Origin of the sequence: Occultella gossypii, assembly GCF_019947135.1 — a bacterium.
In the GTDB taxonomy this organism is placed as follows: Bacteria; Actinomycetota; Actinomycetes; order Actinomycetales; family Beutenbergiaceae; genus Occultella; species Occultella gossypii.
On sequence record NZ_JAGSHT010000014.1, the window covers coordinates 129,723 to 143,342 of the forward strand.

Annotated in this window: 9 protein-coding genes; 5 read left to right on the forward strand and 4 right to left on the reverse strand. The window is 73.5% G+C overall.

Annotated elements, in window-relative coordinates; genetic code table 11:
* The first annotated feature begins 121 nt into the window (after positions 1-121).
* A complete protein-coding gene (locus KCQ71_RS15765) occupies positions 122-343 on the forward strand; it encodes a mycoredoxin (protein ID WP_223407599.1) in 222 nt (73 codons plus the stop codon).
* 42 nt (positions 344-385) lie between these two features.
* Here KCQ71_RS15765 and nudC read toward each other — a convergent pair whose 3' ends face one another.
* The gene (gene nudC, locus KCQ71_RS15770; RefSeq protein WP_223407571.1) at positions 386-1,354 is read right to left on the reverse strand and encodes an NAD(+) diphosphatase; all 969 of its coding nucleotides are present in this window, start codon (positions 1,352-1,354) and stop codon (positions 386-388) included.
* 71 nt (positions 1,355-1,425) lie between these two features.
* On the opposite strand from nudC, the gene KCQ71_RS26980 reads away from it, so the two are divergent.
* Complete coding sequence (locus tag KCQ71_RS26980) at positions 1,426-2,763, forward strand: phosphotransferase (RefSeq protein ID WP_308116650.1); 1,338 nt, start codon at positions 1,426-1,428, stop codon at positions 2,761-2,763.
* Between the two features lie 29 nt (positions 2,764-2,792).
* Here KCQ71_RS26980 and KCQ71_RS15780 read toward each other — a convergent pair whose 3' ends face one another.
* Genes KCQ71_RS15780 through KCQ71_RS15790 form a run of 3 tightly spaced genes read right to left on the reverse strand, consistent with a single transcriptional unit; the run spans position 2,793 to position 10,340 of the window.
* Positions 2,793-6,158, reverse strand: coding sequence for an ATP-dependent helicase (locus KCQ71_RS15780; RefSeq protein WP_223407573.1), 3,366 nt, complete (start codon positions 6,156-6,158; stop codon positions 2,793-2,795).
* The gene (locus KCQ71_RS15785; protein ID WP_223407575.1) at positions 6,155-9,511 is read right to left on the reverse strand and encodes a UrvD/REP family ATP-dependent DNA helicase; all 3,357 of its coding nucleotides are present in this window, start codon (positions 9,509-9,511) and stop codon (positions 6,155-6,157) included. Before KCQ71_RS15785 ends, KCQ71_RS15780 begins: the two co-directional genes overlap by 4 nt.
* Before the next feature lie 40 nt (positions 9,512-9,551).
* Complete coding sequence (locus KCQ71_RS15790; protein ID WP_223407577.1) at positions 9,552-10,340, reverse strand: DUF3152 domain-containing protein; 789 nt, start codon at positions 10,338-10,340, stop codon at positions 9,552-9,554.
* A 151-nt stretch (positions 10,341-10,491) separates the two neighbouring features.
* Between KCQ71_RS15790 and KCQ71_RS15795 the strand changes: the two genes are divergently transcribed.
* The 3 genes from KCQ71_RS15795 to KCQ71_RS15805 all read left to right on the forward strand — a co-directional run bounded on the left by KCQ71_RS15795 (position 10,492) and on the right by KCQ71_RS15805 (position 13,530).
* Entirely contained in the window at positions 10,492-10,743 is a 252-nt protein-coding gene (locus tag KCQ71_RS15795) for a DUF3107 domain-containing protein (RefSeq protein ID WP_223407579.1), read from the forward strand.
* A gap of 76 nt (positions 10,744-10,819) precedes the next feature.
* Entirely contained in the window at positions 10,820-11,623 is an 804-nt protein-coding gene (locus KCQ71_RS15800; RefSeq protein WP_223407581.1) for a thioesterase family protein, read from the forward strand.
* Positions 11,624-11,850: 227 nt separating this feature from the next.
* Positions 11,851-13,530, forward strand: a complete 1,680-nt coding sequence (locus KCQ71_RS15805) for a DEAD/DEAH box helicase (protein WP_223407583.1) — start codon at positions 11,851-11,853, stop codon at positions 13,528-13,530.
* The last annotated feature ends 90 nt before the right edge of the window (positions 13,531-13,620 follow it).

Consider the following 13,620-nt stretch of genomic DNA (forward strand, 5'->3'; position numbering starts at 1 on the left):
TCGCATCGATGAGGGACCGCTCTCGGCGGTCCACCGTCCGGCCGGCGGGCCGAACGCCGATCCATCTCCCTACTGGAGGAATCCGTTGAGCACCATCGCACCCGATGCCGGCACGATCACGATGTACAGCACCACCTGGTGCGGGTACTGCCGCCGGTTGAAGACGCAGCTGAAGAGTGCCGGGATCGCCTACAACGAGGTCAACATCGAGGAGGACCCGAGCGCCGCGGCGTTCGTGGAGCAGGTCAACGACGGCAACCAGACGGTGCCGACCATCCTGTTCCCGGACGGGTCCGCCGCGACGAACCCCTCCCTCGCCCAGGTGCAGGAGCGGCTCGGCTGATCGCCGGTCACCTGGCCGCTGCGGCCGCGAGACCGAACGGCCTCAGGCCCAGCGCGCCGCGGCTCGCACCTCGGGCAGTGGTTCGCCGAACCACTCCTCGATGAGGCTGCGCGCGATCGAGGTCGGTCGGGGAAGCCGGATCGTCCCGGTCGTCCACGCCGTCCGCAGCTCCTCGGCGGAGAAGAACCGGGCCTCGGTGATCTCCTCCCCGTCCGGTCGGACGTCGATGGCGAGCGCCCGGCCGGCGAAGCCAACCATGAGGGAGGCCGGGAACGGCCAGGGCTGACTGGCCCGGTAGGTCACCTCGCCGACCACCACGTTCGTCTCCTCGAACACCTCGCGGCGCACCGCGGCCTCGAGCGACTCCCCCGGCTCGACGAACCCGGCCGGCACGGAGAACTGGCCGTCCGGCCATTGTGGAGCGTGGCCGAGCAGGATGCGCCCCGCGTCGTCTGTGATCGCCATGATCACGGCGGCGTCCGTGCGCGGATAGTGCAACGACTCATCGGCCGGACACCGCCGCACCCAGCCGGCATCGATCACCTCGGTCGCCGTGCCGCACCGGCTGCAGTGGGTGTGGGTGTGATGCCAGTTCGCCAGGGCGAGCGCCCCGACGGCCAGCCCCGCGTCCCGGTCCCCGAGCTGCCAACCGATCTCCCTCAGGACGGCATAGGACACCGGGCCACCGGTGGTGGAGCCCTGTGGGTCGTCGGTGCGCCGGTCCTGGTCGCCGGCAGCGGCGCGGTGCTCCGCACCGAGGATCTGGGCCAGATAGGCGGCGTCATCGTCGCGCCCCAGGTACAGCAACATCGCCCCGTTGGCCCGGCCCGACGGCGGCACGAACGCCAGTGCCGCGTCGTCACCACCGGTGGTGGCGACCCGGTCGCCGTCGACGGTCAGCAGGCGCGTCGAGGCGTCGGCGAGCAGATCCTCGAGAAGGCTGGGACGGACCCGCGCGTGCGCATCACGATCGACACTGGCACGGGCGAGGGGCAGGAGATCGGAGTGCACTGGTTCACCGTAGATCAGACGCGCCGATGCGGCGCACCCTCCCTTGGCGCAAGGTCACCTACCGTGGTGTTGTGTCCGAGCCGAACGCCTCCCGGTCCCCACTCGCCCTCGCCGCGCTGGCGACCGTCGCCCTGCCGGGTCTCGACGTGGTCGCGACCCGTCCCCCGCGCACGCCCGGCGCCGACTTCGACGTGGTGGGCGTGATGGACGCCACCGGGTCGCGGTGGATCGTCAGGTCCCCGCGGGACTCCGCCGCCGGTGCCGCGCTCGAGGGTGAGGTCGCGCTGCTCGAGGCCCTCGGCCGCGCCGCCGACGACGACCTGCTCACCTTCGAAGTGCCGAGGCCGGCCGGGTTCGCACCGCTGCCCGAGGGTGGCCGCGCGATGGTCTACCCCGAGCTACGGGGCAAGCCGCTGCCGGTCGAGCGGCTCGCGGCCGGCCCTGGCCTGGCCGCGCAGGTCGGGCGGGCGATCGCGAGTCTGCACGAGTTGCCGAACACCGTGGTCTCGGATGCCGGCCTACCCACCTACGACGCGGATGCCTACCGCCGTCGACGCCTCGCGGAGGTGGACGAGGCGGCCGCGACCGGACACATCCCGCCTGGCCTGCTGCGCCGCTGGGAACATGCCCTCGAGGACGTCACCCTGTGGCGGTTCCGGGCCACCCCGGTGCACGGGGACCTCGCCGCCGAACACGTCCTGGTGGTCGACGACGACGTGGTCGGGATCCTCGACTGGTCCGACGCCCGGGTGGCCGACCCCGCCGATGACCTGGCGTGGCTGCTGGCGGCTGCGCCGGTGGAGTCCCTGGACGCGATCCTCGAGGCGTACGCGCTGGCCCGGACCGAGCGCGCCGACGACCAGCTGACCGCGCGGGCGCTGCTCGCGAGCGAGCTGGCCGTGGCCCGCTGGCTGATGCACGGGGTGCGGCACCGTGACGGGGAAATCATCGACGACGCCGTCCAGATGCTGCGCGAGCTCGACGAGGAGGTGACCGGTCAGCCGCCGATCGGGTACTCCGAGCCGGTGATCCCCGACGTTGCCCCGGTCCCCGAGGTCGGCGAGGACGCGGCCGACGACGAGGACGGCGTGGACGCCGCGGACGAGCGGGCGGACGCGGACGAGGCGCTGGCAGACGACGAGGACCGGGCTGACGAGGACTGGGACGACGACGACGGGACGGCGGATGTCGACGGGGGCAGCGAGGTCGACCAGGCCCAGCCGGCCGCGGCGCCGCAACGACCTGCGTGGCGCCGCACGAGCGATCTCGCCGGCGACGACTCCGACACCGCCGAACATGCGGTGGTCGAGGACGATGAGGACTTCATCGTTCCCGACTACGAACGCACCCAGCCACGTCGGGGTTTCGACGACACCCCGACGACCGAGTTCCCGCCGCACCGGGCCTGACCTCGGCGTTCCGGAGGGGCCGGGTTTCCTCACCAGAGCGTGTCGGCGACGATCTCGACGTCGGCCGCGGGTCGGTCCGAGCGGTCGATCCTGGCCCGCGGGCGGGCCGCCAGCATGGTCTCGGGCCCGACCTGGGCGAGCACCTCGGCCACGTCCGCCTCGGCGATGTCGTCGCCGCTGACCGTGACGGACTCGGCCACGTAGTGGAAGGACGCGCGCACCCGTTCCAACGCCATCCCGTGCAGCCGCGACCACGCGATCCGGTAGAGCGCCAGCTGCATCTGCCGGGCCCGTAGCGCCTCGGGTGAGCGTGGCGCGCTCCCGGTCTTCCAGTCGACGATGTGGACCCCGTCCCCGTCGCTGAACACGGCGTCGATGCGGCAGCGGATCGTGATGCCCGCCACCGGGGTCTCGATGTCGACCTCGACGGCCACCGGGATACGTGCGGCCCAGGGCGAGCCGAGGAACGCCTGCTGGAGCTCGGCGAGCGCGCGCTCCGATCCTGCTGCGTCGTCGTCGGCACCGGGGAGCGCGTCCATCTCGATCAGGGAACTCGCACCGAAGTACTGCTCCACCCAGGCGTGGAACAGGGTGCCCCGCCGGGCGGCCACGCTGGGTCGGCGCGGGATCGGACGCCGGCGGTTGCGGACGAACTCCTCGGCGTCGGAGGCGAGCCCGACGACGGCCGACGCGGAGAGGTGCTCGGGCGGCGGCACCCGGGTGTGCGCGGCGGCGCCCCGCTCGGCCAGCAACAGCTGGGCGTCGCGCCACCAGGCCGCGCCCGATGCGGTGACCGGTGCGTCGGGTTCCCCGGCCGCATCCTCCGCCGCCCCGGCCCAGATCTCCTCCCAGCGTCCCGCGATCGCCGAGCTCGGATCGCGCTGCTCGGGCCAGTACCCGTACGTCTGCGCCCCCGCGCCGGGGTTCGTCTCGTGCGCCGACGCGGTGGGCCAGTCGGAGCCGGTCTCGACGAAGGAGCCGCCGACGAGTTCGGTGAGGAACGCCGACGGCGCCGTGGGGGTCTTGCGGTCGCCGGACCAGAACGAGCCGCTCAACATGAGGGTGCGCTTGGCCCGCGTCAGCGCGACGTAGGCGAGCCGGCGTTCCTCGGCGAGGAGCCGATCCCCCTCGGCCTCCTTGAACTCGGCGAGCGCGAGGTCCATCTCCTTGTGGGTGGTGGCGCCCTCGATGTCCAGCTCCGGGAGCCAGTCCGCGTCCCCGCGCAGCTCGTACGGCAGGCTCGCGACCGCGGTGAGCCAGCCGTTCCGGCTCGGGATGGACGGGAAGCTGCCCTCGTTCATGCCGGCCACCACCACCGTGTCCCACTCCAGTCCCTTGGCCGCGTGCACGGTCATGATCTGGATCGCGGTGGGATCCGGTTCGGCCTCGACCACCTCAAGGCCACGCTCCTCGTCCTCGGCTACGTCCAGGTAGGTCAGGAACGCGCCAAGGGTGGGAGCATCCGAGTCCCCGGCGAACGACGCGGCCGCGGACGTGAACGCATCGAGGTGCCTGCGGGCGTGGCCGACGCTTCCCGGCACCGACGCGAGGACCTCGATGTCCAGGTCGAGGATCGTCTCGGTGGCGGTGACGAGCTCCGGCATCGACAGGTAGGTGAGGGATCGGATCTGACGGATCTGCGCGGCCAGCCGACCGAGCCGGCGGCGTGCGCCCTCGCTGAGGCTGCGACCGTCCCCGGTGCGCCAGGCCGGTGGTGGCAGCACATCCACGGCCTCGACCAGACTCGCCTGCTCTGCCGCCTCCAGGACCACCGGTGCCTCGTCGGGATCGTCGTCATCGGAGCGCGCCACCCAGGCGCTGGCCTGGGACCTGGCCCAGCGGGACAGCGCGTACAGGTCCGCCGCCCCCAGGTTGACCGACGGCCCGGTCAGCAGCCGCATCATCGCGTCCCCGCGGGAGGGATCGTGCGCCACCTGCAGGGCGGCGCGGATGTCGGAGACCTCCGGCGTGGACAGCAACCCCGCCAGCCCGACCACCTGACAGGGCAGCCCGGCCGCCCTCAGTGCCGCCTCGATCACCGGGAACTGGGCACGCTTGCGGCACAGCACCGCCGCGCTGGCGTGCTCCGGGTGCCAGTGCTCGGTGAGCAGCTCGGCGATCCGGGCGGCCTCCTCCTGCGCCGTCTCACAGAACACGGCCACCGCCCGGCCGGGACCGGCTCCGGGCCGGGCCCGCAGCTCCCGGACGGCCCCGCCGACGGAGGCGAGCTCGCGCAACGGGCCGGCGGTGCGGTTGGCGGCGGTGAGGATGGCGATGTCGTTTCGCCACGCGGTGCTCAGGTGCGCGATCCGCGCGGTGCCACCATCCGCGTCACGGAACGCCTCTGGGAATGCGAACAGTGTTCCGGCAGCGGCGCCACGCCAGCCGTAGATCGCCTGGTTCGGGTCCCCCACGGCGGTCACCGGGTGTCCGGTGGCGAACAGGGCACGCAGCATCTGCACCTGGGCGATGGAGGTGTCCTGGTACTCGTCCAAGAGCACCACTCGGTACCGGGACCGTTCGGCCTCACCGACCTCCGGCACGGCCGCTGCGATGGTGGCGGCGAGGCGGACCTGGTCCCCGAAGTCGACGACGCCGTTCCCCTGCTTCCGCTCGGCGAACGCCGCGACGAGGTCCATCAGCTGGGCGCGGGTGCCGAGGGATTCGGTCACCTTGAGGGTCTGCGCCATCGGCCGCTGGCTCCGGCCGGCCGGTGCCTTCTCCAGGAGCGCGCCGGCGATCCGCTCCATGGCGGCCGCCGCCTGCGCCGGCTCGAGGCCGTGTTCGCTGAGCTCGGCGGACAGCGCCGCGACCGCGTCGATGATGGTGGTGGGGGCGAGCGGGGTGTCGATGTCGCCGTGCCACGCGGCCACGATCTGCTCGGCGAGCTGGTACCGGCCCGCGTCCCCGATCAGAGTGGCGTCCGGATCCACTCCGATCCGCAGCGCATGATCGCGCACGATCGCCGACGCGTAGGAGTTGTACGTCGCGATCCGCGGCCGGTCCTCGACCGTGTCCCCGCCCTCGACCCCGGCCCGGGCCAGGGCGCGCAGCCGCACCCGGATCCTCCCCGACAGCTCTGCCGCCGCCTTCCGGGTGAACGTCAGGCCGAGGATCTCCCCGGGCGCCACCAGCCGGTTCGCGACGAGGTGGACCACCCGGGCTGCCATCGTCTCGGTCTTGCCCGATCCGGCCCCGGCCACGACGAGCATCGGCGTCAGCGGTGCCTCGATGACCTCGGTCTGCTCGGCCGTGGGTGGCGGTTGGCCGAGTGCCTCGGCGATCCGCGCCGCGGTCCACGTGGTACCGGCGTTCGCGGCATCGTTCGACCCGGCCACGACCGGTTCTCCGGAGTGCGTCGGGCCGGGCGCCGTCCGCCCCGGCTGGTCGGTCACGGAGCCTCCTCCTCGGTGGCCGCGCCGCCGCCGAGGGCACCGGTGACCCGCGACCCCTCCGGCTGCGCCGGGCATGAGGTCCGCACCACGCAGGTGCGGCACAGCGGTCCCGGCTGCGCGGTGAAGCCCGCGCCCGCCATGGTCTCGGCCGCCTCGGTGAGCATCTCGGTGGCCCAGCCCGGCTCGGGGTCATCGTGCAAGGGCGCCTGATCCCGGGTGACGGCCCCCGACTTGGCACTCGTGCCCACGTAGAGCAACGCGGCACCGGCCGCACCCTCCCCGCCGAAGGCGCCGTGCTCGGCTGCCACCTGATAGCTGCCCAATTGCGGGTTGCGCCCGGCATCGGCAGCGCTGATCGCCGTGCTGCCGGTCTTGAGGTCGACGATCCGCACCCCGGTTCCGGTGTACTCGACCCGGTCCACCCGGCCCCGCAGGGCGACCCGGCCGAGGTCGGCGCCGAACTCCACCTCGGTCTCCACCCGGCCGGCGTGGGCGGCCTGGTAGCCGGCGAGCTTGCGGATCATCTCCTCGGCGCGGGCACGGTCGCGTCGGCCCATCCACCCGTCACCGAGGTCCAGCTCGTGCCAGCGCGCGTCCAGGTCCGCGAGCAGCTCCGGCTCCGTGCCGTGCGGTGCCGCGGCGGCGATCTCGTGGACGAGATTACCCAGGCTCTGCGACGCGCTGTCGCCACGGCGACCACCCGAGGTGGTGAGCGCCCACCGCAGCGGGCAGGCCGCGACGGTCTCGACAGTGGACGGGGTGACCGTCACCGGGGTCTGTTCCTGCCATAGCGGCGCGCTGGACGTGGGTGCCGTCAGGGCCGGCCACGTGCCGGGGTCCGCGCCGTCCACGTGGTGTCCGGCCAGGTGGGTGAGCACGGCGGCCGCCTCCGAGGCGAGGGCCACCTGGTCGGGCCGGGCCTCGGCCCCGCGCAGGACCGGGCGAACCGCGGCCCGTAGTTCGCCCACCAGGCCGCGCAGGTCGAGCGGGCTGGGCACGCTCCGGACGTTCTGGGCCTCGACCCCGTCCGGGGCGAGAGCCTCGAAGAACTCCGAGGGCCGGGCGTCGGTGTCGAGCACCGCGGTGACGAGGAGGCTCCGACGGGCACGCGAGCAGGCCATCACGAACGTGCGCAGCTCACCCTCGTAGACCTCGCGGCGGGCCCGGCGGTTCCGCTCGGCCCGGATCGCGATCAGATTCGCGGACCCGCGGCGCGAGCCCGAGCCATCGGTGCCGCCGGCACCAGCGGCACCGCCTCCGGCGCCCTCGACATCGGTACCGGCACCCGCCCCACCAGCCCCGCTGGACAGGTGCACGTGCCGTGCCGTGGCGATGTCGGCGAGGTCGGCGGCGCCGAGCAGCGAGTCTCGGATCCGCAGGTCCGGCCAGGTGTCCTCCTGGACGCCGGCCACGACCACGACATCCCACTCCGCGCCGGCGGCGCTGGCCGGGGTGTGCACCGCCACCGAGTCGCCCAACGCCCCGCGCGCGGCCAGCGTGTCCGCCGGGAAGTCCTGGGCGGCCAAGTGGTGCACGAAGCCGGACGGCGTGGAGCGCGCGGTCCGGTCCACGAACTGCTCCGCGGCGCGGAACAACGACATCACGGCGTCCAGGTCCGCGTCCGCCCGGTCGGCGGCGGCGCCTCCGGTCAGTGCGCGCTGCTGCCAGGTCGCCGCGAGGCCGGCGGCGTCCCAGAGCGCCCAGAGGACCGTCTCCACGCTGGACTCCGGCGCGTCGAGTGCCGCCCGACCGGCGGCCAGGACCTCGGCCACCCGCTGCGGGCCTCGCCGGTGCCGGACCGGCAGCGCGGCAAGGGTCGCCTGTTCGGTCAACGCCGCCGCGAGCAGGTCGTCGGAGTGTCGGTCGCCGCCGTCGGTCCGTTCGGCCTGGCGCAGGGCACGGCGCAGGGAACGCAGCGACACCGGGTCCAGACCGCCGAGCGGCGAGAGCAGCAGTTCGGTGCCGGCCACCGGATCGACCTCACCGGCGAGCACGCACTCGAGTGCGATCATCAGGGGCCGGACCGCCGGCTCGTCCCGCAGGGGTCGGTCGGGGGCCGCCATCGCGAGCGGGACCCCGGCTGTGCGCAGGCCGCGTCGGATCGTGCCGATGTCCGATCCCGAGCGCACGATCACCGCCATCCGGGACCACGGCACGCCGTCATGCAGGTGCTGCTCGCGCAGTTCCCGGGCGATGAACGCCACCTCCTGGGCCTCGCTCGCGAGCACCGCGGTGCGCACCCCACCGACCCTGTCGGTCTCGCCGCCCGCCGCCTGCGCGCGCCGGCGGCGGGTCTCCTGCATCGTCGGCAGCGACGCGGTCAGCGTCGCGACCGCGGTGCGCACCGGGTCCCCGTGCCGCCAGACCGTCTCGAGGACGTGTTCGGCTGCCCCCCACAGACCGGGAGCCGTCGGTCCGGTCTCCAGCCCGCCGCGTGCGGGCGGCAGGGTCGCCGAGTGCAGCAGCGCGGGCAGGCCACCACGAAAGCCCTGGACCCCGATGTCCGGGTCACCGAACAACGCGAGGCGAGCGCCGTCGTCGGCCATCGCGTCGAGCAGACGGGCCGTGGCCATCGTCGCGTCCTGGTAGTCGTCGTGGACCAGGAGGTCCCACCGCGGACGGGGCGTGCCGGGCACCTCGCGCTCCCAGGACCGCAGGGCCCCGACCGCCTCGTCGACGATCGTGGCCGCGTCGAACCGTGCCCCGCGATCGGGTGTCAGCTCGCCGAGCGAGGTCACCTCCGTGTACTCCGTCAGCAGAGCGCCCGCGGCCCGCCACTCTGGCCGGCCGTGCCGCTCGCCCCAAGCGGCCAGCCCGGGCCCGTCCAGGCCCGCCTCGGCGGCGCGCATCAGCAGGTCCCGCAGTTCGTCACGGAAGGCGCGCAGTGACCGGGTCGCCGGCCCGACGGCGGCCGGCCAGTCGATGCTTGCACCCTCCCCCTCGAGGTGTCCGGCCAGGAGTTCGGCGAGCACCTGGTCCTGCTCCGGGCCGGTGATGAGCGTGGGTGCGGCCTCGCCGCGGTGGCTCGCCCGCAGCCTCAGGATCGCGAACGCCAGCGACGCGGGCGTGCGGACTACAGCGGTGCCGGTGGTTCGGCGCAACCGGCGCGCCACCTCGTCGCGCAGCACCGCCGCGCGTTGGCGGGTGGGCACCAGGAACAGGTTGGCCGACCGGGCCTCGGCGGTCTCGAAGGCGTCGACGAACGCGGCGAGTGCCGTCTGCGTCTTCCCCGAGCCCGGTGCGCCGTGCACCACGTGGTGGCCGCCACCCCCGATTGCCCGCCGCACCGCCTCCTGCGACGGGTCCAGCCGACCCGACGGTTCGGGTGCGGGGACCGGTGCTGCGGAACTCATGCGGGCATCACATCACGCGGCTGCGACACCGGCGTCCTGCTCATGGATTCGGCCACGCGTTGGGCAGGCAGCCGCCCAGGGAGATGCTCTGTTGCACCATCACCGGTGCGGACGCGCCGGCGACGGGGCACTGCTCGTGCGGATGCCCCAGCAGGTGCCCCACCTCGTGGGTCACGAGGTACTGGCGATAGGCCGTGATGTCACCGCCGCCGGCCAGGAACGGCTCGCCGCCGATCGCCCAGCGCTCCGCATTCAGCGCCGCATGCCCGTTGCGACCACAGGAGTACAACGAGACCGTGCGCAGCGGCGCGCACATCTGATCGACGACGCTCGGCGAGGCGAGGACGACGCGCATCTGCGCGGTGCCGTCGGTACGCGCGAAGCTCATGGCACCGCCGGCACCCCAGCCGCGCGGGTCGTTGAGGACCTCCATGACGAACCCCGCGAACACCGCGGCGTCCACGGCCAGCCCCTGCTCCACCTCCACCCGGACCTGCACCACCTCCGGGGCCGTCGGAACCGGCGCCGCCACCGAGCCGGGCACCACCACCAGCTCTCCGCCGGCGACCTGGGGAACCTCCCGGCCCAGCACCCCGGCGGCCAGATCGGCGGCCTGCTCCGGGCTCAGGACCGGCTCCGGGGTGGGCGGCGGCGGACCCGGCGTGGCCAACGGCATCGTCGCCTCCGGCCGATCGGTCTGGATGGCGTGCGCCATCCGCACCGCCGGCGCACCGGGGGGCCAGGCGCCCGACAACACCGCGGGCGCGATGAGCAGACCCGTGACCACCCCCACCAGGAGGGCAGCGATGATCCAGAGCCGGGCACGCATGGGTCCATCGTGTCATCCGCCGGGACATAGACTCGAACCCGCAGCCGCTCGGCGGAACACATACCCCGCGAGCGCCGTTGCACCGGTACATCGCACGGGCCTGGAGCACGCCGACGCGGCGGACGGCCCGCCAGAACTCGAGGAGAGCACCATGGAGATCACCATCGGCATCAAGAACGTCGCTCGCGAGCTGAGCCTGGAGATCAGCGAGGACGGCGATGCCGTGGTCGCGTCGATCAACGAGGCGCTCGCGAAGGCGGCTGGAGGCACGGACGGCGCGGACGGCGCTGTGCTCGACCTCACCGACACCAAGGGCCGGCGCGTCGTCGTTCCGATCGCCGCGCTCGGCTACGTGGAGATCGGCGCCGACGAACCGCGCCGGGTCGGCTTCGGCACGCTCTGAGCCACCGGCGGCCGATCGCCCGGCGCCGCTGCCACCATCCCCGGAGGCCCACGCGCTTGGCGAGAGGACGGTGTCCATGACGCAGCGACCCGCATACTTCGAGCCCGTCGCCTCCGGTCGCTACCGCCCCACCGAGCACGCCGGCGGCGCCTGGCGGGACGACGAGATCCACTTCAGCCCGCTCGGCGGCCTGATCACGCACGCGATCGACCTGCATCGGGCCGACCGGGCCCGGGCCGATCAGCACGGCGACGACGACAAGCAGCTCGGCCGCATCAGTTTCGACATCCTCGGCCAACTGGGCCAGGACGAGTGCGAGATCCAGGTCGAGACGATCCGGCCCGGCCGCACCATCGAGTTGGTCCAGGCCAGTGCGACCATCGCGGGCCGCGCGGCGGTCCGTGCCCGTGCCTGGTTCATCGCCGCCACGGACACCACCGAGGTGGCAGGTGGTGCGCCGGAACCGCTGCCCGCACCCGATCAGGCATCCGGTCATCCGATGACCGAGACCTGGGGCGGCGGCTACGTCGCGTCCCTGGAGGTTCGAGCCATCTCGCCCGCACGGCCCGGCCGCACCACCGCGTGGCTGCGCACCGGCACGGACCTCGTGGCGGGCGAGAGCGTGAGCCCGCACGCCGCGTTCATCGCCCTGGTGGACACGGCGAACGGTATCGCCGTGCGCCAGCCGCCGACGGCGTGGATGTACCCGAACCTCGACCTCACCGTCCATCTGCACCGGCAGCCGGCGGGCGCCTGGGTGGGCCTCGACACGTCCGTCACCTTCGGTCCGAGCGGCCTCGGGCTGACCAGCACCACGCTGCATGACGTCGCCGGACCGGTCGGGCGGGCGGAGCAGATCCTGACGGTGCGGCCGCTCTGAACCACCTCCGCGGGCCCGCGGCGCGCCTTCACGCCTGCTGCGGCTAGACTTGGGTGGTACACGGTTGCCCGGTCGCCACTGAATCACTGGTAGATCACGCGGTACTCGTCGGCCCAGGCCGACAACGAATCCTTCGCGATCGGCTGCCACGACCAGGTGTCCTTCCTCTCCCCCTCGCCGCGTGGGGCGGATCCGAGCGAGCGATGCCGCCAGCCGAAGGTACCCCGTTGAACGATCAAGAGACCACCGCGTCCGACGTGCTCGAGCCGAGCACCGACGCCACCACCGAACCGGCGGCCGACGCGCTCGACGACGTCGTCGCCGAGACCGTCGACGCACCCGTCGCCGACCCGCACGCCGAGGTCGCCAAGACCTTCGCCGACTTCGGGGTCAGCGCCGCGATCGCGGACGCCCTCTCCGACGTCGGCATCACCCATCCGTTCCCGATCCAGGCGCTGACGCTCCCGGTCGCCCTGCAGGGCCGCGACATCATCGGCCAGGCGAAGACCGGCACCGGCAAGACGCTCGGCTTCGGCATCCCGCTGCTGCAGGGTGTGGCCGGTCCCGGCGAGGACGGCTGGGACGCCGTCCGCCAGCAGGGCAAACCGCAGGCGCTCGTGATCGTGCCGACCCGCGAGCTCGCGGTCCAGGTCGCCGGCGACCTCGCCACGGCCTCCCGGAGGCGCTCGGTGCGCGTGCTGCAGGTCTACGGCGGCCGCGCCTACGAGCCCCAGATCGACGCGCTCAACAAGGGCGTCGAGGTCGTCGTCGGCACCCCGGGCCGGATGATCGACCTGCTCAAGCAGGGCTACCTCGACCTGGGTCACGTGCGCACCGTCGTACTCGACGAGGCCGACGAGATGCTCGACCTCGGCTTCCTCCCGGACGTGGAGACGCTGCTGTCCGGCACCCCGGCCACCCGGCACACCATGCTGTTCTCGGCCACCATGCCCGGGCCGGTCGTCGCGATGGCCCGCCGCTACATGAGCCGCCCCACGCACATCCGCGCGCATGACCCCGACGACGACGGCGCCACCCTGAAGGCCATCAAGCAGGTCGTCTACCGGGCGCACGCCATGGACAAGATCGAGGTGCTGGCCCGCATCCTGCAGGCCAAGGACCGCGGCCTGACGATCGTGTTCACCCGCACCAAGCGCACCGCCGCGAAGGTCGCCGACGAGCTCAACGACCGCAACTTCGCCGCCGCCGCGATCCACGGCGACCTCGGCCAGGGTGCCCGCGAGCAGGCTCTGCGCGCCTTCCGCAACGGCAAGGTGGACGTGCTCGTGGCCACCGACGTGGCGGCCCGCGGGATCGACATCGACGACGTCACGCACGTCGTCAACTACCAGTGTCCCGAGGACGAGAAGACCTACCTGCACCGCACCGGGCGCACCGGCCGCGCCGGGAACACGGGCACCGCGGTCACGTTCGTGGACTGGGACGACGTCCCGCGCTGGGGCCTGATCGACCGTGCCCTCGAGCTCGGCATCGGCGAGCCGCCGGAGACGTACTCCTCGTCGCCGCACCTGTACAGCGACCTGAACATCCCCCAGGGCGTCAAGGGCCGGCTGCCCCGGTCCGAGCAGACGCGCGCAGGTCTGGGCGCCGAGGCGGTCGAGGACCTCGGCGAGACCGGGAAGCGGACCGGCTCGGGCGACCGCTCGGAGCGTTCGGGCCATGGTCACGGCGCCAAGCACGACGGCGACCGGGCACCTCGGGAGCGCCGTCGCCGTCGTGAGGACGGTTCCGCACGTACCGGCGATGGCGGATCCGCCGGCTCCGGCGCCGCGTCGCCTTCGAGTGGCTCTCCTTCGACCGACGCGTCCGCGCCGGCACGTAAGCGCCGTCGCCGTCGTCGTACCCGCAGCGGTGAGCCCACCACTGCGGCGCCGACCGCGGAGTGAGCAGACCGACCCCTGCATGACGTAGAGACGGGGGGGGGGGGGGGGGGGGGGGGGGGGGCGCGGCCCCGCGGCGACCACGAGCGCGCCCCC

Coding starts and splice junctions, on each gene's coding strand:
- KCQ71_RS15790 (WP_223407577.1), bottom strand. CDS start 10,340: ATGCGTGCCCGGCTCTGGATCATCGCTGCCCTCCTGGTGGGGGTGGTC.
- KCQ71_RS15765 (WP_223407599.1), top strand. CDS start 122: ATGTACAGCACCACCTGGTGCGGGTACTGCCGCCGGTTGAAGACGCAG.
- KCQ71_RS15795 (WP_223407579.1), top strand. CDS start 10,492: ATGGAGATCACCATCGGCATCAAGAACGTCGCTCGCGAGCTGAGCCTG.
- KCQ71_RS15800 (WP_223407581.1), top strand. CDS start 10,820: ATGACGCAGCGACCCGCATACTTCGAGCCCGTCGCCTCCGGTCGCTAC.
- KCQ71_RS15785 (WP_223407575.1), bottom strand. CDS start 9,511: ATGAGTTCCGCAGCACCGGTCCCCGCACCCGAACCGTCGGGTCGGCTG.